The sequence below is a fragment of the Mesomycoplasma conjunctivae genome, from assembly GCF_000026765.1.
GTDB classification, from domain to species: Bacteria; Bacillota_I; Bacilli_A; order Mycoplasmatales; family Metamycoplasmataceae; genus Mesomycoplasma; species Mesomycoplasma conjunctivae.
On sequence record NC_012806.1, the window covers coordinates 737,455 to 759,748 of the forward strand.

The 22,294-nt window shown below is 27.9% G+C and carries 19 protein-coding genes and 1 tRNA gene; 5 read left to right on the plus strand and 15 right to left on the minus strand.

All coding sequences use genetic code 4. From position 1 onward, the window contains the following. The first annotated feature begins 81 nt into the window (after nt 1–81). Together MCJ_RS03005 and MCJ_RS03010 are read left to right on the plus strand one after the other, a co-directional pair. Nucleotides 82–4,629, plus strand: coding sequence for an MGA_1079 family surface serine endopeptidase (locus tag MCJ_RS03005; protein WP_012751821.1), 4,548 nt, complete (start codon nt 82–84; stop codon nt 4,627–4,629). A 291-nt stretch (nt 4,630–4,920) separates the two neighbouring features. Next, nucleotides 4,921–6,594, plus strand: a complete 1,674-nt coding sequence (locus MCJ_RS03010; RefSeq protein ID WP_012751822.1) for an IS1634 family transposase — start codon at nt 4,921–4,923, stop codon at nt 6,592–6,594. Nucleotides 6,595–6,856: 262 nt separating this feature from the next. Here MCJ_RS03010 and MCJ_RS03015 read toward each other — a convergent pair. The 7 genes from MCJ_RS03015 to MCJ_RS03045 form a co-directional block, all read right to left on the minus strand. Continuing rightward, nucleotides 6,857–6,948, minus strand: a tRNA-Ser gene (locus MCJ_RS03015). 364 nt (nt 6,949–7,312) lie between these two features. Further along, nucleotides 7,313–8,500, minus strand: a complete 1,188-nt coding sequence (locus MCJ_RS03020) for an MAG4270 family putative restriction endonuclease (protein ID WP_012751824.1) — start codon at nt 8,498–8,500, stop codon at nt 7,313–7,315. A gap of 3 nt (nt 8,501–8,503) precedes the next feature. Next, nucleotides 8,504–9,391: a DNA (cytosine-5-)-methyltransferase gene (gene dcm, locus MCJ_RS03805; RefSeq protein ID WP_318025591.1), complete on the minus strand. Its 888-nt coding sequence runs from the start codon at nt 9,389–9,391 to the stop codon at nt 8,504–8,506. After that, complete coding sequence (gene dcm_N, locus MCJ_RS03810) at nt 9,357–9,713, minus strand: DNA (cytosine-5-)-methyltransferase N-terminal subunit (protein ID WP_012751826.1); 357 nt, start codon at nt 9,711–9,713, stop codon at nt 9,357–9,359. The genes dcm and dcm_N overlap by 35 nt, the downstream gene beginning before the upstream one ends. Nucleotides 9,714–9,876: 163 nt before the next feature. Then, nucleotides 9,877–10,299, minus strand: a complete 423-nt coding sequence (locus MCJ_RS03035) for a PTS sugar transporter subunit IIA (protein WP_012751827.1) — start codon at nt 10,297–10,299, stop codon at nt 9,877–9,879. After that, on the minus strand, nt 10,289–11,383 hold the full coding sequence (locus MCJ_RS03040) for a mannitol-1-phosphate 5-dehydrogenase (RefSeq protein ID WP_012751828.1): 1,095 nt from the start codon (nt 11,381–11,383) through the stop codon (nt 10,289–10,291). The genes MCJ_RS03035 and MCJ_RS03040 overlap by 11 nt, the downstream gene beginning before the upstream one ends. Further along, entirely contained in the window at nt 11,383–12,825 is a 1,443-nt protein-coding gene (locus MCJ_RS03045; protein WP_012751829.1) for a PTS mannitol transporter subunit IICB, read from the minus strand. Before MCJ_RS03045 ends, MCJ_RS03040 begins: the two co-directional genes overlap by 1 nt. A gap of 24 nt (nt 12,826–12,849) precedes the next feature. Here MCJ_RS03045 and MCJ_RS03050 point away from each other — a divergent pair, with 24 nt between their 5' ends. The 3 genes from MCJ_RS03050 (at nt 12,850) to MCJ_RS03060 (ending at nt 15,683) form a co-directional block, all read left to right on the plus strand. Next, nucleotides 12,850–13,632, plus strand: a complete 783-nt coding sequence (locus MCJ_RS03050; RefSeq protein ID WP_041594551.1) for a MurR/RpiR family transcriptional regulator — start codon at nt 12,850–12,852, stop codon at nt 13,630–13,632. Nucleotides 13,633–13,843: 211 nt separating this feature from the next. Next, the gene (locus tag MCJ_RS03055; RefSeq protein ID WP_012751831.1) at nt 13,844–14,974 is read left to right on the plus strand and encodes a type I restriction enzyme HsdR N-terminal domain-containing protein; all 1,131 of its coding nucleotides are present in this window, start codon (nt 13,844–13,846) and stop codon (nt 14,972–14,974) included. A gap of 235 nt (nt 14,975–15,209) precedes the next feature. Further along, on the plus strand, nt 15,210–15,683 hold the full coding sequence (locus MCJ_RS03060; RefSeq protein ID WP_041594552.1) for a hypothetical protein: 474 nt from the start codon (nt 15,210–15,212) through the stop codon (nt 15,681–15,683). 73 nt (nt 15,684–15,756) lie between these two features. On the opposite strand, the gene MCJ_RS03065 is transcribed toward MCJ_RS03060, so the two are convergent. Genes MCJ_RS03065 through MCJ_RS03100 form a run of 8 tightly spaced genes read right to left on the minus strand, consistent with a single transcriptional unit; the run spans nt 15,757 to nt 21,980 of the window. Continuing rightward, entirely contained in the window at nt 15,757–16,023 is a 267-nt protein-coding gene (locus MCJ_RS03065) for an ATP synthase epsilon chain (RefSeq protein ID WP_012751832.1), read from the minus strand. Beyond that, the gene (gene atpD / locus MCJ_RS03070) at nt 16,010–17,431 is read right to left on the minus strand and encodes a F0F1 ATP synthase subunit beta (RefSeq protein WP_012751833.1); all 1,422 of its coding nucleotides are present in this window, start codon (nt 17,429–17,431) and stop codon (nt 16,010–16,012) included. The genes MCJ_RS03065 and atpD overlap by 14 nt, the downstream gene beginning before the upstream one ends. 14 nt (nt 17,432–17,445) lie before the next feature. Then, nucleotides 17,446–18,282, minus strand: a complete 837-nt coding sequence (atpG, locus tag MCJ_RS03075) for an ATP synthase F1 subunit gamma (RefSeq protein ID WP_012751834.1) — start codon at nt 18,280–18,282, stop codon at nt 17,446–17,448. 11 nt (nt 18,283–18,293) lie between these two features. Next, nucleotides 18,294–19,811 (minus strand): F0F1 ATP synthase subunit alpha, encoded by a 1,518-nt coding sequence (atpA, locus tag MCJ_RS03080; RefSeq protein WP_012751835.1) that lies wholly within the window; start codon nt 19,809–19,811, stop codon nt 18,294–18,296. A 10-nt stretch (nt 19,812–19,821) separates the two neighbouring features. After that, entirely contained in the window at nt 19,822–20,355 is a 534-nt protein-coding gene (locus MCJ_RS03085; RefSeq protein ID WP_012751836.1) for a F0F1 ATP synthase subunit delta, read from the minus strand. A gap of 4 nt (nt 20,356–20,359) precedes the next feature. Further along, nucleotides 20,360–20,881, minus strand: coding sequence for an ATP synthase F0 subunit B (locus MCJ_RS03090; RefSeq protein WP_050731557.1), 522 nt, complete (start codon nt 20,879–20,881; stop codon nt 20,360–20,362). Nucleotides 20,882–20,909: 28 nt separating this feature from the next. Then, nucleotides 20,910–21,203, minus strand: a complete 294-nt coding sequence (locus tag MCJ_RS03095; protein ID WP_041594625.1) for a F0F1 ATP synthase subunit C — start codon at nt 21,201–21,203, stop codon at nt 20,910–20,912. Between the two features lie 48 nt (nt 21,204–21,251). Continuing rightward, nucleotides 21,252–21,980, minus strand: coding sequence for a F0F1 ATP synthase subunit A (locus tag MCJ_RS03100; protein ID WP_012751839.1), 729 nt, complete (start codon nt 21,978–21,980; stop codon nt 21,252–21,254). Between the last annotated feature and the right edge of the window lie 314 nt (nt 21,981–22,294).

A 22,294-nucleotide genomic window follows, 5' to 3' on the forward strand; every position in this document is an offset into this window, starting at 1 on the left:
TTATTTTTCAACCTTTTTACAAAAAAGTAAAATGTGTTATATAATAAAACACAAATATTGAATTCAATAAAAGAGGTGGTTATGAAATCTAAAATTACTAAATCTAGCTTACTTGTGTCTTCTTTTGCAACAGTTTTTGGTGTTGCAATTGCTTGTGGAACTACCCCTGAAATTAAAACACCAGCTAAACAAAATGAAAATGCAAAACCACTACCTAAGAAACCGAATTCAGATAACCAAAATAATTTATCTTCAGAGAACAAGGAAGAGCAAAATAATTCAACCTCAAGAAGAGATAATGAACAAATCCAAACAAAGAGAGAAGACAAAACAGAAGTAGAAAATCAAAAATCAGAAAAGGATATAAAAAATACATCAAATTCTGCTAAAGGAACAGATGAATCCTCCAAAGTTGATAGTAATAATGATTCAGATTCTCTAAAAAATGCTACAAGTGCTGCCGAAAATAATGCCAGCCAAATTAATAACACATCTTCCTTACAAAATAATACAAATTCTAAAACATCTAAAAAAACTCCACTAACTTTATTTGAACAACAGCAACAAGACAGTATTGAAAAAATTAGCAAACTTAGTACAATTTCTTCTAGTTTTAAACACTTTTTTGTAGAAAAAGTAAGTGAACAAAAAAGTGCTCAAGATCTTAAAAAACTAGAAGAAAAATTTAACAAAATTTCAAATTTATCAGCAAAATTAATGGAAATAATTGAATCAGCAAACTTTGTAAAAACAACTTCGAAATATACTTCTACCACAAATAATGTTGATAAATTATTAGATATAACACTTTTAAAAGCACAATCATTTTTTCATAATAACCAACTAGCTTTTTCTGATAATATAGGTGATTTAGAAATACAAATTAATGGTATACAAAATGAAATAATAAGACTTCAAAATGAATTGAATGGCAACACACCAGAAGAAAATATTAAAAATATTGAGCAAGCAATTAAGGATGTAAATCCCTCTTTTGATGATCAAAAAATAAGTACTTATGAACTACAGGACAAATTAAATCCTGCAGCTTTTGATGTTGAGACCGCAAAATTATTAACTAAAATTGAAAAAGAAGGCTACACTTTTGAGATAAAAGATACTAATATTAGTAAATTAGACAATAACAAATTAGAAATCACATATCAAGTCAAAGATAAAAATAATCATCGAGCTCGTGTTACAAAAACTCTTGATTTTCACAACAAAGGCAAGTTTAATATAGAAAGCAAAATTAAAGAATTAAACAAAAAATTTAACTCACTTGATGATTTATATGAATTTGATAAAATTAAATTATCACAAATTCAAGAAACCTATGTTGATAATTTACAAGATTTTATCAAAGAAAATTTTAGATCTAAAGGTAATAGAATTGATCAAATTTTTAAACATAATTTAGGCCAAATAAGCTATAAAAATAAACACTTTAGTGCACAAGTACATTTTTTAATGTTCAACAAAGTTGTTAAAACTTTAGAGCTAAAATCTAATGTCGAGGTTGAACTTCGCACAAAAGATTTAATAGGAAGTGAAAAGGATCAAGCTGATCTAGAACTTTTAATTTCTAGTTACCTTACAAATAAAGATTGATCTTACCATAGTCTAGATGCTAGCCAACCAATTTTAAAAGATCTACAACCTATCAAGCAAGATGTTGATCATCATGGAATTCCTTCAATGTTAGCACTACAAAAATTGAATGAAATCTATAAGTGGCCACAAATTGGTAAGTACTCACTTTTTGTTAAAGAAGTACCAGAAAATTCAAATATTTATGATTCTAATCGTGGTGGAACAGCAAAATTAATTTTTGGAATCAAAAAAAATAATGAAGAACTACCTTTTCAAGATTGAAATTTAAATATAACTGAAAGTAATTATAAAACTAAATATGCTAAAAATATGTGATATTTTCGACCACTTCGTGCTAATGATATTGAATTACCTTCTAATTGAGTAAGTAGTAATTTTGATAATAGTCATAAAAAATTAATTGATGAAATTAACGCTTCTAATTTCGATTTAAGAAAAACTCCAGGTGCTAAAGTGAATGGAAAAGAAACACTTTTTAGTGTTTTGAACCCTCAACAATTAGTTAACCAATTTGGAAAAAAAGATGCTGGTAGTGCCCTACAATATTTGTTAAAACTTAAAAATAATCATAATAACAACATTCAAAACGATTCATCAGAGTTTAAAAGAACATTAGATGAATCAAAGAACGCTATTGGAGTGGATGAATTTGATAAACAAAGCATTCAAGCTAAAATTGATAATTCAGCAAATGTTTTCGTAGTAAATACAGATAGCATAATTCCTAGTGGAGTAACAATTAATCCAAATAATATTTCTGATATTATTAATAACTATTTTATTGTCTACTATGATGTAAAATCAGAAAGAGCAGGCGAGTTAAAATTCAAAATTGGCTTTATTAATAAAAGTGATCCTAGCAAAGTTTATTCAAAATCAGAAGAAATTACACTTGTGAATTTATCAAATGATTTTCAAAATAATATATATCCTGAATTGCTTATGAACAAAGTGAGTCTACAAGATTTTCAATATAATGATCAACAATTAACTTGAAATAAACAAACTTTGACACTAAATAACTATTCAATTGATACTAAAGATATTACAATTCATGAAGAAGTTCAGCATAACAACAATACTTATATTAATTTAAAATATACTTACCCTAACCAAAAAAAAGAAACAGAAAAAATAGTTGTTGGTAATAATTGATACAAAGTTGCTGGTTCAAATTCTGTTTCACTTGATGATATTAAAAATTCAAGCTTCAAATGAAGACATTCAGGTCTCAATACTTTAATAGTAGAAAATAATCAAGTTATTCGAAATCGGCAAATTGAATTTAACGCTAAAGATGCAATTTGATCACAAGATGGAAAAGGTGCATCCTGAATTTTAAAAGAAAAGTACCTTGAAAAAATGTTAGAAAAAGCTCAAGATGTAAAACTAGATTTAACAATTTATGGAAATGTCTTAATTCAAGATGATAATCGCTATAATAGATTCACTAAACCAGGAAATCCTACAATTCATGGCAGTGAAGCTAACTATAAGTTTCCTTCATTTACTGTAAACTATTCAGAACTAAAATGAAAATCAGAACAAAATATTGAACTTGAACTACCACAAAGATATAATAATACTAAGAATGGCTCTACACCACTTCCCAAATTAACATTATTATTAAATGTTACAAAAAAACTAGATGGATTGCACTTTAAATTAAGTTTGAAAGGTGAAGAATATAGCATTATTGTTGGTAATCCTGTTAATTATGTAAATACCACTCAAGGTTACAATCCTTTTACAAATAATGATAAATTTGACAAAAATAAAGCTTTTATCTTGTGAGATAGAGGTGCTAGTGTAAATGTTATTTATGAGAATTATGAACAACATGAAGAGCATACTAGACTAACTAATTTATTCGATTATAAACATATTTCTTATACTCAAGAAAATGCACCAATTCCTTTTTATACCGATCCTAGTGTTCGAAAAAATGTTTATTTTCCAAACCAAAACGTTCCGTATGAAATTCATAATGGTTATTTACAAAACAATGATTATATAAATTATTCCACTATTAAATCAAATCCTCAATTTGAAAATAATTTCCAACGTGCACTTGCTTTTAGTTTTGGTTCTGCAACGATGATTGGAAAGGTAAATAATAATGAAAATGATTGAAAATTCTATTTTATAACTAATAATCACGTAGAAAATGTTTCAAATTTTGACAAACTTAATGATTCCAAAACTGGCTTGCCAAACACTTATCAAAGATATAGTTACATTGTAAAACCTTCGCTTAATTTTGAAAATAATGTCGATGCTGGATTTAGTTATTGAGGTGGTCTATTAAAGGGTCCAAATTCTTCAAATAACACAAAACCTAAACCAATACAAGGCCAAAAACAAGAAGAAGATCCAAATTCTGGATTTCTACTTTCACAAATTTGATCTGGATCAGATCAACAAAGTCGGGATGGAAAGGAACATAAAGGCCACAATATTGATGCCACTATTTTTGTGGTCGATGTTAAGCCACTTTATGATGAAGCGCTTGCACAAGGAAAATATGAGTATGCCAACTGATTAAAATCATGACTAACACTTGAAAATATGAAATTTAATTTCAATGGTATGGATTATAATATAAACCACCAGTCATTAATTTATGACTTTTCAATTATTGGTTTTCCTTATGGAAAACAATCCGCATATGTTATTCACCGACCAGGCCTAAGCAATTATAATGTAATGTTAAGACATCAAAATGGCTATGTGCCTACATATTTTGATGCCGGAAATTCAGGAACTGGAATTTTAAGCGCTGACAATAATTACATTTCATTAATTAATTCCGGAACACCTCACAACAGTTTGCAAGCTTGAAATTATGCAACTCGCGGTTTTAACTATTTTGGTGTTAACTTCAACGGTGAACATCCATTGGATTTAAAAAATACTAAATCATTTGCTGCTCAAATTTTAAGATGGCATCTACTTGCACCAGCTAGTGCAAATTCACCATGATTCTTTAACCCATTTAAAACAAACACAAAATAAATCAAAATGTCAAAAAAGTGTATAAATTTATATACTTTTTTAAACTATTTAATATTAAAACTGCAGTTCAATCTGCAGTTTAATATTACTCGAAATGGAATTTGACAAAATTATAATATTGACTAAAATAGTTATTTGTAAAATACAATTCGTTATATCAACTCAATATTTGATTTAACAATCCCACGTTTCCCAGTTAGCACAAAAATACAAGGATTTTTAGGTCTTATATTTTTTTATAAAAAATATATTTTATTATACTTTTATACTTAAATAATGTATAATATAGATATGAAAAAATCTAAAAAAGACGCAAAAAGACAGTGAAGAACCTCGATTTCAAGAATAGTTAAAGGTGAATATTTGTCAATTGGTATACCAAAACCAGATAATAAGGGATTTAAAATACGATTTGGATATGGTTATATCAGTGAATTACAAAAATTCCACCCAGATCCAGTAACTACTATTAAGGCAATAATATCTAATTTGCCCTTATCCTTAACTAAAGAGGAAGCCAAAATCAAGTTAGATTCTATTTATAAAGGCAAAAAACCAATAAAACAAGAGGCAATTGAAAAATTCAAAGGGTATGAAATTATTGAAAAGTTATTTACTCACTTTGACATCTTTAAAGATTGTAGAGTAACAAAATCTACAACTCTTAAAGATGTAGTTTCACAGTTAATTTATCAAAGAATTAAGCGACCTCTTAGTGTGTATAGCACTTATAAATCAATGAAAAAGGAAAATTTAGAGACATTTTCCAAGAATTCATTTTATAGATCGCTCGATTATATTTCTGAGAACAAAAACACCATTTTAAGAAATATAAATCTAAAAATTAAAGACAAAATTAATAGAAACATTAATGTTTTATGATTTGACTCAACAACATCTTATTTTGAAACGTTTAAAAGGGACGGCTATAAAAAACCAGGATTTTCAAAGGATGGAAAATTCAAAGAAGATCAAATTGTAATTGGCATGGCAACTGATGAAAACGGAATACCACTGCACTACAAAGTTTATCCAGGAAATACTGCTGACTCAAAAACTTTTATCCCTTTTATGCTAGAAATTGCAAAAATTTACAATGTAAATAATGTAACAATTGTTGCTGACAAAGGAATGAGCGTCAATAGTAATATTAGATTTTTAGAGTCGATGAATTGAGGATATATTATTTCATATAGAATGAAGGCTTCTAACAATTCATTTAAAGAGTATGTTCTTGATGAAAATGAATATATAATAAATGGATCACTAAAATATAAGACAAGAGAAATTGCATCATTTTTTAATAAAAAAAGACCTAATGGTCATGTTAGAAATCAAATAGTAACATTCAGTACAAAAAGAGCATTAAAAGACAAAAATGATAGGGAAATTTTGATTGAAAATTTCACGAAAAAAATGAATAAAAATGGTTTGGTATCATATGAAAATTTAGCAGGAAGTAAAAAATATAAATTCTTCAAGCCAGTAAACAAAGGCGCTTTTTACGAACTTGATGAAGAAAAAATAATTGAAGACTCTAAATTTGATGGTTTTTATGTATATGAAACAAACAGAAGGGATTTAAGCGTTCCTGAAATCATTGAAATATACTCAAAACAATGACAAATTGAATCAAATTTTAAAACATTTAAAGGAACTTTATTGCTTAGACCTGTATATTTGTCAACCTGAAACCATATAATAGGTTATATTTGCCTTTGCTTTATATCATTAGTTTTTCTAAACTACTTGATTTATATTTTAAATAATACTTTAGGACTAGCAGGAAAAAGCAAAATAACTGAACACAAATTAATTAATGTAATTAGAGATGTAAAAGAGTTAGAAATTTATATAGATAAACAAAAAGTTCAATCTATAAAGATATACAATGATGAACTATCAGAAAGTTGAGAAATATACAAATTACTTTTAGACATCTTTATAAAAGAAAACATAGAATAAAGGAAAATTTAATCTTTATTCTATGTTTTTTGTTTTTATACTTAACTGGGAAACGTGGGAAAATAGTTATTTGTAAAATACAATTCGTTATATCAACTCAATATTTGATTTAACAATTTTAAATAATAACTTGTTTATTTAAAATTAAAAAAATCACCATTTGGCGATTTTAAAAATATTTTATTGTGGTTTTTTTGTATTTAAATTTAGGAAACACCTTGTTGGGTGTATTTTTAGTGTTTGATAAAAAATAAATAAAAAATGGCGGACCAGACAGGATTTGAACCTGCGCGGGATTATTAGTCCCCTAGCGCGTTAGCAGTGCGCCCTCTTCAGCCTCTTGAGTACTGGTCCAAGACATAAATATTATACCATATTTTTAAATAAAATAAGATATTTGTTTTTTAAATATTTTGACAACAAAAAATGATAGTAGGTAGAATAAGAATTGGAATACTATCACATTCAATTTGAGAAAACTTAAAATCTGAAGTTAAATAGTGATATTTCGACTTATTAAATATAGTTGTATTAAAACAATATAAATAATCAAATTCTTAATTTTACAACTCTTATTTTTGTAAATAAATTAATAAAAATTAATTTTTGATCAAATATTAATCAAATTATTTTTAGACCCAAATGAAATTTGACTATCTAAATTTGTAATAGTTTTTGCATAAAAAAGAAGCACAAATTTGCTGCAAATAGGTTAAAGTTAGTTCTTTACTATAGAATTTCTTAAATAGAGATTATATAAAATATCACCAGTAATTTTTTCTTTTGGAAGATCGGTAATTTCATTAGATATATGCTTGCATGTTTGTGGCGAGTTGCAACAGTTAATCACCAATTTTCCATTATTGGAATCTCATGTAAATTTATTTGTATCAAACTGACTATGTGACTTTTTATCTAAAGCTATTAAATTATGAGCTTCTGTGATTTTTTTAACAAAGTATTTTACTTGATGACTAGTAAGATTATAGTTTTCCCTATTTACTAGTTTTACTATTTTATCTTTAATTCTTTCAACTGGGAAAATATGTGCCTTGTCTAAAGGAATTTGTTTATCCAAATCAAGAATATTAATAGAATCTATCTTAATATTTTTAATTTTTATTCTTTCTTTTTTTACTAAAGAATTAATTTGATCTAATGATAAATACTCTTTAATTTCTGCTAAAACTTTCTTGCCACTTTCTATACTGAATTTATTACTAGTGAGTTTTACTAATGATTGATAAACTTTGTAAAGTTTTGAATTATTAGGAGCATCTTTAAATCTATCAAAATAATTTTTACCATCTAATAAATCAATATCCTTATAAATACCATCATATTCATAATTATTATTTTTAAAATCAGAATAATGTGTGAAAAAGAGTGCAAAATAACTCATATTTTTATCAAAATTTCCCTCATCATCTAAAATAATAGGAGCATTTTCAGGCATAAATAATTCTCCACTTGGGTTGGAACCATAGATAAATTTATATAAATTTTTAATTGTGGTTAAAAAATTTGGTTTTAATAATAGTTGATTTAAGTGTACAATTTCATCATTATCTAAGATTTGCAAATCATCTTGACTATAAATTTTAGATCTATCTTTTCTATCTTTTTGAACAACTTTTTGCTCGAGACTATTAAAAAACTCTTCCCTTTTTTTATAATAGCAACAACTTGTTCTATTAATATGGTATTGTTCATGGTCTTCTCTATGTTTTTTAGTTACTAATTTAGACATGACACAACTATTAATTTGAATATAAAAATGATGAATTACTAAACTTTCAATATCATAAACAAAAAATATTTTCCCTTTAAATTGTGGTTTATCTTTGTTTACTGAAAAGTGTTTGCTTTTAATTTTTAATTTACTCCATCTCAAAGTTGCACTCATCTATTACTCCTTTTCTAAAAGCAAAACAATTTTTTCAAATAGTGCTTTTAGAACTTCGATAGATATTGAATTACCAGCTAAAAATATTATAGATTTTGGTTGAACTAAATTTGTTTTATAAATTTTATGAGCATCACGCTCTGTAAAACCCATATATTTAAAGGACTCATAAAAATTTATTTCTCTTATGTAGTTTTCTTGAATCCAAAATTTAAGTCTAGAATTAGCCCCTGAGGCTGTAAGTGTAGGTCCGAAAAAGTCAGGATAATAAATATAGTTTTCAGAATTAAATTTAGTAAAATTAATAATTTCCCTTTTTTTAATACTTGAGTTTGTTATTCTAGGGCTTGTTAGTTGATATTTAAAAATTTTGCTAGCTAGATTTTCTTCATTTGGTAGATGAGTAAGATCTAAAATCTTCTTTAAATTATTATTATGTTTTATTGTTGCTGGTCATTCAAATTTTTTATTAGTCAACCAAGAAACCATGAAAACTCTTTGCCTATTTTGAGACGATCCAAAATCAGCAGAGTTTAAAATTTTTCATTTACTATTGTAGCCTAAAGTTTTTAAAAAATTAATTCAATTATTAAATTCACCACGAAATTTTTGACTAGCTAAATTTTTTACATTTTCCATCAACAAAACTTTAGGTAAATTATCTAAATTATTTTCTAAAATTCTTTTAATTTGCCAAAGTAGTCCACTTCTTGTTGAAGGATTAAGGCCTTTTTGTAATCCTTGTGTCGATAAATCTTGGCAAGGGAAAGAATAAGTAAAAATATCTATATTTTTAGGTATTTGATTAACTTGATTAATATCTGAGTATCAAGGATAATGATTATTTTTATTATTCTTAGAGAGAGAGAGAGAGAGAGAGAGCAGGGTTATTGAGCATTTTTAAAAAATAAGGATAAATTTTACGCAATTTATCTTCCTTCATTTTTTGAAAATAATTTTTAGACACTAAATTTTTGCTGTCTATTGAAACCCTTAATGAAGAAAGTTGATCAATAATTACTTCTATTGGTGTTTTTGTATCTGGTGGTAAGACTTCATAATTAATAATTTGATAAGAAATAATAGCATGAATATATCACTCAATAATTCCTAATGATTCAACCTCAAAATTTAGATTTTTTCCTACCAGTTTGAGTGCACGCAATTGCGATCCTAGACCAGCAAAAGCTTCAAAAATAGTTATTTTTTTCATAAATAACCTTTCTTCAAAAATTACTTTATATTATAACGCGTAATAAAAACTTAAAGCAAATTCAAAGACTATAGAAATTGTAAATTTTACAAAAAGTGTATAAATTTATAGCAAATTTTTTAAAAAACCAGGCAAAAAACCTGGTTTTAAAATAATATTTTCTTTATTGTAAAAATTCTATTACATCATCTTTTGTTAAATTAGCTTTATTTAATAATTTATTAACATTATCAATATCAAAGAAAGCAAGTCCGATTTTTTCAATATATTCCATTTGATCTTTATTATTAAGTGCTAGTCCGATAACAAATCTAATAGGTTGATTGTCTCATATTAAATCATCTTTTAAATGGATAAAAATAATGGAATTTTCAAGAATATATTTTTGACCTTGGAAATCACCATGAACTAACGCTAAGTAATTTCCAATAGCAACTGAAGAATCCAAATCTCTTTTTATCATTGACTCTTTATATTCAATAGTAGTTGCTCTATTAGTTACAAAAATAATGCTAAGAAAATCAAATACTGAATCTTTATTTTCAAATGATTGGTTAATAAAAATATTTTCCTTCTTAAGTATCATTTTTTCCTTCTTTTTTGTACATAATTAACACTTTGTGAATTTCATATTCTTCTAAATTAGTATGTTTTTTTAGAAATTCATAAGCATCATTATCTAGTTCTCTTTGCATATTAAAAGATTGCTGATCTTGAGAAAAATTAAAGCCTAAAATATTTGCAAAACATTGATAAATTATATCTAATTTATTACTATCTAAATGAAGTTTTTTAGCTTCTTGTAATAAAATATCAAAACGCTCATTTTTGCCAATTTTAGTAATAGGATTTCTTGCTACTCTTGTTATTTCATCTTTTAACTCTTTATTTTTAAACCTAGAAATATTTGTTTGAAAATAGGACTCAAGGTCAACATTTTGATTTTGAGAGTGCTTTAAAACTATTGAAAATAAGACTTTTTTTAAACCATCAATAAAGTGCAAAATAGTCGAATCTTGAAGCGTTTCATGTATAAATTTATAGCCTTTTCTAAATCCAAGATAGGCCAAAGTTGAATGTAAAACATTTACAAGTAAAAATTTACGAATAGCAAAATATTGTAAATTTTTGCTATATATAACAAAATCTAATTTGTGTTGTTGATCAAGATCATTTAATACAATTTCGTAATGATTTTCAACAATAACATCTAAACTAGATTTGTTAATGTTGGGAATAATCTGATCAACTGTGACATCAACAAATGTTCAAAAATTGTTTGTTTTCAACATTTTTGCAAACAAACTACTAATTTGAAAACCATTTTCAAAACAAATTATTTGTTTCAAGTGAGTTTCTACTTCTGATAATTTATTAAAAATTGGTTGTAGTTTAGCAAGGTTATTAACACCTATTGATGTTGAAACAAAATCAGCAGATTTGAGGTGTTCAATTAGGTTTTCATCATTAACATGGAGTGCATGAAAATTGGAGATATGAAACTCTTGATTGCTTGTAATCTCTATAATTTTATAGGTTTTTTGTTGATTTAAATTATTAACCAAGTCAGGATTGACATCAACAAAAATCATCTCAATATTATTTTGTTGATAAATGCGGGCAATAAGACCACGTCCTATATTTCCAGCACCAAAATGGACTGCTTTCATTATTGATTTGCTTTCATTTCAGCAATTATTTTCTCATAAGCTTGCTTATTTAAAAATTGATCTAAAGTAATAATTTTAGCACTAGGGTTTTTCTCATAAACTCTTTGTTGTAAACTTTCAATGGTAATAATAACTTGTTCATCACCACTTAAGTTAGAAATTGATGAATTAGTTACCTCAACACTATTAAATTGTGCTTCCTTGAGCATTTTCTTAAAAATAGAAGCAGCCATGACTGATGAGCCCATACCCGCATCACAAGCAAAGACAATGTGATCATAATTTATTATTTTGCCTTTATTTTTATAGCTTTTTTCATCCTTGATGATTTCTTGAGCTTGTTCTAGAGAAATACTTTCTTGTTTTCTTTTGAGAAGTTTTTCTAGAAAATTAATTCCTAATGCGGCTAAAAAACTAACGATGGCAGAACCAAAAATTCCTATAGTTAAACCAATGATAGAAGTTGTAGTTTTTTCAACTTGAATATACTGAGCAATTATGGATCCTGGTGAGACTGGAGCAACAGCACCGACACCAAACAACTGAAACATAGCATTACCAAAAGCTCCACCGAGAATCAAGGCAATAATTAAAATTGGTCTTAGAAGTGCAAAAGGGAAATAAACCTCATGAATTCCACCAAAAAAGTGAATCGGAATTGAAGATCCTGCTTGGCTTTTGACACTCTTATCTTTCCCAAAAATCAAGTAAAATACTAACAATCCCAAACCAGGTCCAGGATTGGACTCAAGTAAAAATAAAATCGATTTACCATGCTCGGTTACTTCGATAGAACCTAGTGTTGTAAAGACACCGTGATTAATTGCATTATTTAAAAATAAAATTTTTGCTGGCTCAACAATGAGTGCTACCAAAGGATAGGCTTTTCATTCTCCTATTTGACTGGTGATGATACCTAATGCTTTAATTAGATAACCAACTCCATAAATTGAAATATAATAAATTGGAAATAAAAGGATAAAACCTAAAATTCCTAGATAGAAATTGTTAATCAGCATTTGGTAACCAGAAGGAATTTTGTTAATCCAAAATTTTTCACTATGCTTTAAAATTCAAGCAGAAAGTGGGCCAAAAATCATTACTGATAATAACATTGGTGCGCTTCCACCTGTGATTTGGGCAAAGATACTAGATTGACCAGCAGAAATGGCGGCAATTGCGGCAATACCAGCAATTGCACCCCCGCGATATTGGTAAATTTTAAAACCACCTAAAAAGCAAATAAGAACAGGAATTATGTAAATAATTCCAACTCCCACCATTGTTGCTAATTGTTCATTAGGTATTCAACCTGTGGGAATAAAAAAGGAAGTAAGAAGACCTCATGCAATAAAAATACCAATAATTGGCATAATCATTGAGGAGAGTCCACCACCAAAAGTTTGAATACGAATTTTAATTTTTTTTAATATATTTTCCATAAACTCTCTTTATAATTAAAGTATATGTATCATAACTTAATTAATATGCTAACAAGATATTCACAGCAAAATCACAATATTATTGATAAAAAAATTGCTCAATTTTTGCTTGATAATTTAGATAAAATTAATCATCTCAATTTAAATATTATTGCCAATAATGTCAATTGTTCAAAATCAAATATTACTAAATTTGCTAAAAAACTCAACTTTAGAGGAATTAAGGATTTGCTTCCAACTCTTGATAAGAATTATTCTTATTTAAGGATGAAAAAAGTAAGACTGAGCAATAATTTCGAAGAAAATGATGCACTTGTCTGGTACCACAATCTTATCCAACTAAACATTGAGCAGCTCTATCTCTTAAATAAAAATGCTGTTTATCAGTTGACTAAATTAATCCTTAGAAAAAAGCACATCATTTTATTTGGTAAAGGATCAAATTTAGATGTAATTAATGTGTTTGCTAATTATCTCTCAAAAATGCAATTTCATGTAGATTATCACTATGATTTTGAAGTCCAACAAAAATGAATTACAAAAAACATGGAAAACAGTGTATGTATATTTTTTAGTTTTTCTGGACTTCACAATGATATTGATGATTTGGTAAATCAAGTTTATAATAAAAAGTGTGATTTAGTAGCTTTTACTTCGAATTATGAATCTTATTTATATAAAAAAGCACATATTAGTCTATTGACTACACAAAATGAAGATGTTTTAGATAATCACACATCAGCAAGAATTGCATTTTTATATCTTATTATGCAAGTAATTAATTTATTAAACATTAGTGTGCAATAGCACACTATTTTTAATTTTAGTTTATTAATAATAAGAAAAATAAATATAAAAAATTTTTTACAAAATAGAAAAAATTTAATGGGTTTTATTATGAAAAGTCTATAAATTTATAGCTTTTTTAGCCTTTTTTAAATAAAAATGCATAATTATATGCATTAAAAAATAAAAATTTGCTATACTGTTATTTTATAGTAAAGGTCTAGCAAATAATATGTCAAAATGAAATACAGTTGTTAAACACTTTAATGCAAATCTAGAATCAAGTGAAAGTGAAATTCAAAAATTATGAGTTGATATTTTTACTGAAATTTTTGGTTATGGTAAGTTACAAGGAAATATTAGAACTAATTTGGCAATATCAATTGGTTCGGGAAGAAATATTAAACCTGATATTGTTCTTAGACGCGAAGGTAAAAATGTTTGTTTAATAGAGTTAAAACAGGAAACAATTAAATTAAGTCCAAAAATTGAAAATCAATTATTTAGTTATCTCAAACAAACTAAAATTAAAATTGGCTTAATTATTAGTGATAAAATTTATCTGTATTCATATCAATATGACAAAAATGACTCTGAACAATTAAGGTTTGAAATTCCCTTTGTTGACAACAATATTGATGGTGAATTTTTAATAAATTTATTATCATATAAATCCTTCGATGATAAAGCAATAACTCAATTTATAGAAGAAAAAATTAATCATATTAGCAAGGTCAAAGATATAATAAGTGTTTTATCTAAAAATTTTGTGCTTAATGTTTTAAAAGATTATTTTAATAATCAGTATAACCATTTAGAAATTGAAGATGCACTAAATTCTATAGAAATTCAAATTAATGCTAAACATAACATTTTAAATAAAATTCAACAGATAAAACAATTAGAAGCAAAATCTGAAGTGCCAAAACAAGATTTATTTTTTGAAAAAGTGAACAAAAAAGAAGACATTTTTACCAAAATAGATTTAGATATTTTGAAAGAAAATGGTCGAAAAAAAGCAATTTACATAAGAAAATTTTTAAAAGAACATCAATATGTAGATGATAGTTTTATCATTAATTTTGCCACAGTGAATAAAAACAAGAAAAAATATTGACTTGAGCCAAAACAAGAAGTTTTAAAATCAAATTGGTTATTTATTTTAGATGACAATGTTGAGTCCAGACTTTATATTTTTAAAATTTTAGACAACGATATTGCCAATGAAAAGTTTTACTTAAGACACAAAGGTAAACTAACATTTTTAGAGCTTACAATTATGCACAAAGATTCCAAATTTTTGTGTTATCCTGGAAAATTGGATTTTACAAAATGATTAGTGAAAACTATTGATTATAAATAAATTAGTGTTTATTTTTGAACACTTTTTTGTTTTTACTTATTAATTTATTTTTAAATTTTTATCTTGAATTTATACCAAAAAGATTCAAAAATTACGATCTGCTTACTATTTAGTTTAAAAATTTAATAACAAGATAGAAATTAGTGATTGGAAAAAATAAATAATTATCTTTTTAATCTTCAAATTTTAACTTATAATTTATTACAATTTCAACGTTATTTAAGGAAAGGAAAATATGAATTTAACCCAAATCAAACAACTCAAATGAATTTCTGTTGTACAATTAATTTTATTGTTTTCGCCTATAATCACAATATTGATTGTGACCGTACAAATTACTGGTAGTACTTTAGACAAAATAGCAAGTGATGGTGATCCGAGCACAGCACTTCAATCATTAATATTTGGTGCTGTTAGTTACAAAGTAATTTCCATTATTATTATAATTTTGCAAATAATTTTATCTGGGTTGTCAGTATTCTTAATATTTAAAAAGTACAAAACTTCACTAAAAGACTTAGCAATTTTACAAATTATCCTCATAATTCTCAACATAATTGCTCTTATCTTCCAAATATCAGGTTTTATAAATTTCAGCACTCTTTTTTATAGTGGATTGCTGAACCTCGTGATATTTGTTTATAGTATCGTAGTTTTCTCTATCTCAATTTCAAGAACTAAAAAAATGACTAGATTTAACAATTTTTAAAAGATAATAAATTATGTTGTAAAAACAAAAAAATCCATAATTACGTATAATTATGGATTTTTTTGTTTTTTTATTATTTATCTAAAACTTTGATGCCAGAAAGAAAAATTTGTACTTCTTGCTTATCAGAATGAACAACACCTTCTTGAATTTCATAGCGAATTTGGTTATTATTTTTACTACCTAAATATAAAATTGAAGGTACTAAGTTAGCAATTAGTGGCGTAGCGCCATGCATGATTCCACGATATCCAACTTGGGTTTTTAAAGTAACAATGTCAGTATCTTGTTCAAGAAAAATGCCATTTTTATCAAAAATCTTAACCTTAATTTTCTTCATTTCATCCCATGCTTTTGGCTTTGTCGAGAGCTTCAGAAATATCACCTACATATAAAAAAGCTTCTTCTGGCACTTGATCATATCTACCTGATAAAAGTTGTGCAAAAGATTCAATTGTGCTTTCTAAATTAATAAAGCGACCTTGAATTCCTGAAAATTTTTCAGCAACAAAAAATGGTTGTGATAAAAAGTTTCGAATTCTTCTTGCTCTTGCAACAATTTTTTTGTCTTCTTCAGCTAACTCATCAACTCCCAAAATTGAGATAATGTCTTGGAGTTCTTTAAATCGCTGCAATGTTTTAATAACTTGGCGAGCAACATCGTAGTGTTTTTGACCAACAACGGCCGGTTCTAAAATTCTTGAAGAACTAGCAAGGGGGTCAACCGCTGGATAAATACCTAAAGCCGCAATATTTCGATCTAAGACAGTTTTAGCATCTAAGTGTGAAAAAGTTGTCGCAGGCGCTGGATCGGTAATGTCATCAGCGGGTACGTAAACAGCTTGAATTGAAGTAATAGATCCTGATCGAGTGGAAGTAATTCGCTCTTGTAGTTGCCCCATTTCTGTTGCAAGTGTTGGTTGGTAACCAACAGTTGAAGGTATTCTGCCTAATAAAGTAGAGACCTCAGAGCCAGCTTGAGTAAAACGAAAAATATTATCAATAAACAATAAAACATCTTGATTTTGGACATCACGGAAGTATTCAGCCATTGTAAGAGCAGAAAGGGCAACACGCATACGTGCACCTGGTGATTCATTCATTTGGCCAAAAACGAGTGCTGTTTTATCAAGAACACCAGCTGCTTTCATTTCAAAGTATAAATCATTTCCTTCACGACTGCGCTCACCTACTCCGGCAAAAACAGAAAGACCACCGTGCTGAGTTGCAATATTGTTAATTAATTCTTGCACTAAGACAGTTTTACCAACACCCGCTCCACCAAAAAGTCCAATTTTTCCACCTTTAACAAAAGGAATTAATAAATCAACAACCTTAATTCCAGTCACTAAAATTTCGCTCGTAGTTTTTTGCTCAAGGTAACTAGGAGGAGCTGCGTGAATACTATGTTTCAAGCTAAATTGTGTTTTTTCTCCGCCGTCAATTGGTTGTCCTAAAACATTAAACATGCGCGAGAGCACTTCTTTACCGACGGGAACTTTGATTTGACCACCGGTGTCTAAAACTTGCATTCCTTTTGATAAATTATAGGTCATACTCATCGCTATTGTCCGTACTACCCCATCACCTATGTGCTGTGCAACTTCAAGAACAATTACTTCAGGATGATCCTCTGTCGGTAGTATTTCCAAGGCAGAAAGGATCGGGGGCATATGATTTGCTTCAAACTCAACGTCGATAACTGGACCGAGAATTTGAATTATAACACCAATATTGTTTTTTTTCATATTTTTCCTTTGAATTATGATATTTCTAGATTAGCACCAATAATTTCAATGATTTCTTGGGTAATCACAGTTTGGCGACTACTATTTAACTCAAGTTCTAATTTTTCAATGATTTCAACAGCATTATCGGTAGCACTATCCATAGCAACTCTTCTTGATGAGAGCTCAGATAGTTTAGATTCAATAAAAGATTTAGTGAGTAGCGCTTGTGTATAAAAAGGAAGCATTTTTGTCAAAACTTGTTGAGCATCAGGTTCAAATTCCATAGCTAAATCAGTTTTAATTTCTTGTGATTTTTTCAGTGGATAGATATCTAAAACTTGCGCTACAGAAGTGATAATATTGATAAAATGAGTAAAGCAAATTTTGATTTTTGAGTATTTCTTATTGACAATAGCATCACTAATAATGCTGGCAACTTGTAAAATAGGTTGTTCAAAATTGCGCTCTTCGTAATTAATGTATTGCGCAATAATATCGCTTGCATATTTATCAAGAGCAATTCTTCCTTTTTTACCAAAAACAATAATTTTATCACCTTTTTGATAATCATTTTTTAGCGTTTTAATTGTTGCATTGTTAAAAGCACCACAAAAACCTAAATTTGATGTAAAAATGATAAAGAGTTTTTGTTGTGAAGGCGAAGGTAGAAAAATCTCATCTTTTTCTTCTAAATTGGCAATTAGTTGTTGGAAAATATAGTCAAGATTTTCAAAATATTGCTGTGATTTTTCAAATTGACGTTTAATTTGGGGAATTTTCGCATTGGCTATCATTTCCATAACTTTGGTCATTTTTTCAATATTTTTAATTTGTGATAGCCGGGATTTTAAGTGATTTAATTTTGGCATGATAAATTATTTTAGAAGGTCTGACCTGAATTAAAATCTTGGGCAAAAGCTTTAAAAATCTCTTTAATAGCTTCTTTTTGTTTACTAGAAAAGGTTTGTGAGCCATCAAAGTTGTCCCGGTGAGTAGCAAATTTATCACTGTTGATAAAGCGGAAAAAATGATCACGAAAGTCAGCTACTTTTACCAAAGGAATAAACTCAATTAGACCTTGATCAACAAAAAGCAACAACATTACTTGTTCAAATTGCGACATATGATATTGCTTATCTTGTTTTAAAAGTTCATAAATTTTATTACCTTTATCTAAAATTTGTTGTGAACTTTGACCCAAATCAGAGCCAAATTGTGTAAAAGCTTTAAGCTCACTGTACTGTGCTAATTGCAATTTTAAATTAGAAGCAACCGCTTTCATCGCTTTAGTTTGTGCGGCTGAGCCTACCCGAGAAACTGAAAATCCAATATCAATTGCTGGTTTTTGCCCAGAGTTGAACAAGTTATCTCGCACAAAAATTTGCCCATCAGTAATTGAAATAATGTTGGTTGGAATATAAGCTGAAATATCACCGGCTTGCGTCTCAACTATGGGAAGTGCAGTAATTGAACCACCTCCATGTTTATCAGCTAATTGACTTGATCTTTCTAATAAATAAGAGTGTTGGTAGAAAATATCACCTGGGTAAGCTTCTCTTCCTGGAGGACGACGTAAGAGCAGCGAAAGTGTCCGGTAAGCAACAGCATGCTTGGATAAATCATCATAAATAATTAGGACATCTTTACCATTGTGCATTCACTCTTCAGCAATGGCAGTTCCTGTATAAGGGGCAATGTATTGGAGCGGTGCAAGTTCACTAGCTCCGGCAGTAATCACAGTGGTATACTCAAGGGCACCATGTTTTTCAAGCAGAGCAGCCAGTTGGGCAACATTAGAATTTTTTTGTCCAATTGCTACATAAACACAGTAAACATTTTTGCCTTTTTGATTTAAAATAGTATCAATGGCAATAGTGGTTTTTCCAGTTTGACGATCACCAATGATGAGCTCACGTTGACCAAGTCCGATTGGGACAATTGAATCAATTGCCAAAATTCCTGTATTAAGACCACGAGAGACACTTTGGCGTTCCATAATTGAAGGTGCTTCAGCAAAAATATCACGTCTTTTTGTAGTTTCAATTTCACCCTTGCCATCAATTGGTTGTCCAAGAGCATTGACTACTCTTCCTAATAATTGATCACCCACCAAAGTAGAAATAACTTGATTAGTACGACGCACGATACTACCTTGAAAAACAGAATTTTCATCACCCATTATAACAACACCGACGAGATCTTGTTCTAAATTAAGTGCGATTCCATAGACATTATTATCAAAGGCAACTAGCTCACCAAATTTTACTTTTTCAATACCAAAAACTAAGGCAACACCATCACCGACGACGATTACTTTACCAACATCGTCAGAGACAATTTTGTTTTCAAAATTTTTAATTTGATCACGAATAATAGCTGTAATATTTGTATTTTTCATCGCATTTCCTTTATTTTAATAGCTTAGTTTTAAGACTTTTAAGTTGTGAACTAATTGAATTTTCATAAACATGGTGATCAACTGTAATTTTAATTCCTGCAATTAAATCCTTGTTTATTATTGGTTTTAAAACAACTTTTTTGTTTAATTTTCTTGTTAATTTTTCTTCAAATCTTGAAATTATTGTTGCATCTAATTCATAGGCAGTTTCAATTTTTCCATATGCATGGTTCAAAATTTGACATGATAATTTGTCAAACTTTGACAAAATTGGTTTGATGTAACCAAACAAATTATTTTTAATTAAAATCTTAAACAAATTTACAAGATATGGCGAATTATCTTGAAAAATTTTATTAACTAGTTGAAATTTTTCTTCTTGTGAAATAAAATAAGATGTAAATACTTTAATAATTTGAGATTCACTTTTAAAAATTTGTAAAATGTGTTGGACTTCAGAATGTAAATCAGATAAAATTTGCTCTTCTTTTCCTACTTCTACTAAAGATTCTGCATATAAATACAAAGACTTTGGGTGACGCATTTAACTAACCTAACTCTTTTTCTAATTCGCTAATTAGCTTTTCTTGATTATCTTTATTTTCCGCATCCTGCTTTTGTAAAAATTTAGTGGCAAGATTAAAAGCAGCTTCTAAAACTAGTTTTTTATTATCAAGTACTACTTTTTCTTGAAAAGCTTGGGCAGCTCTTTTACCATCTTCAAGAATTTTTTTAGACTCAAGATTAGCAAGTGTTCTACTTTTTTCAATTATTTCATTTGCTTCTTGTTGGATTTTGATATTAATTTCTTGCTTAATTTGTTGTGCTTCTTGTAATTCAAGACTTCTCTGCTGTTCGAGTAGTGCTGCTTTTTTATTGTTTTCAATGGTTTCATCAATATTTTTTTGAATAAAAGCTTTTTTTGCTGCTAAATACTTTTTTATTGGTTTATAAACAAAAATTGTCACTACTGTCATTAATAATAAGAAAGAAATTAATGTAGCGGCCATCAAATAAACGTTAGGAACTATTCCTTTGAAAAGCTCTGAAATTGCTTCACTAAGATTCATAATTATCTTCCTTTTTAAAGAAATTAAGTTAAATAAATATTAATAAAATTGCAACAACTAAGGCATAAATTGCACTAGTTTCTGCAATTGCGGATGAGAATAATAAAGTTTTAAAAATTTCTTTTTGTGCTTCAGGATTACGACCAACTGCTTCAACTGCTTTTGCTCCTGCTATTCCCTGTCCTAAACCAGCTCCGATAACCCCGATCATGGCAAGTCCTGCGCCAATTTTTTCAGCACCCATACTAGATGTTGCAACAGTGGGTGCAATGTTTTGTGCAGCGGTGGTCACTTCGGTTGCAAAATTAACTATTGAATTAATCATAATAAATTTTCCTTTTTTTAACTGTATTAATATATAAGTGTATAACTAAATTGTTTTAGTTGCTTGCATTTTGGCAAGTTTTTTCTTACTAATGTGGTGTTCTTCAACTTCCATACCCCAATAAGAAATGTTTAATACTACAAAAATAAAGGATTGTATTAGGGAATCAATTATGTCAAAATAAACTAAAAAGGGAGGAAGTAAAACAATAACTGGTAGATTGAAGTTGCCAATAGTACCCACTAAAAATGATTGGTATATGTTTTGAACTCCATAATAAATCATTAGAGTCATAACAGATCCAGCAATTATATTTCCATACATACGAAAAGAAATAGAAATAAGCGGCCCTGGAGAACCAATTCATTTAAATGGGTTAATTATAAAAGAAAAGAGGTATCTAAATTTTCCATAAATAAAGCCTACTACAAAGGTTCCTACTCAACTAACAAAACCAAGTGAAAGTGTAACAGAAGTTGAAGCTGAGATAGGCTCAAGACCAAAAAGAGTTAACAAATTACCAAAAACAAAGTAAATAAATAATGAAAAAAAGTATGGTTTTGCTTTGTTAACATAGCCTTCACCAGATGATTCAACTGTATCATCTAAAAATAAAAAATAAGACTCAACCAGCATAACAGTTGCTGAGGGAGCTTCATCAACTTTACTTTTTTTAATTTTAAAATAAATAATAATAGAAACAATTGTTACTAAAATTACTAAAATCAACATTGTAAAGAGTTGAGGTTGTCTTCAGTTTTCAAAAAAATCCATATTTACTCCTTTCTGCTTTTTCAATTTTCTATCATAAGTATGATAGGGAAAAAAGTATAACCCATTAAAAAAGTGTATAAATTTATAGGCGATAGGCTATTTTGGAAACTAGTTATATTATTATTAAAAATTTTATTTATATAAAGTAGTCCAATAATAATACCCACGTGAATAACCATAACTAAAAAAAAATAAAATCAAACTAAGGTGTATAAACCTCATTTTGATTTATTGGCTTTTTTACTTAATAAGGATAATATTTTCTTGTAAATTTTTTTGTAATTAATTCAAGATCATAAAAAACTTAAAATTGA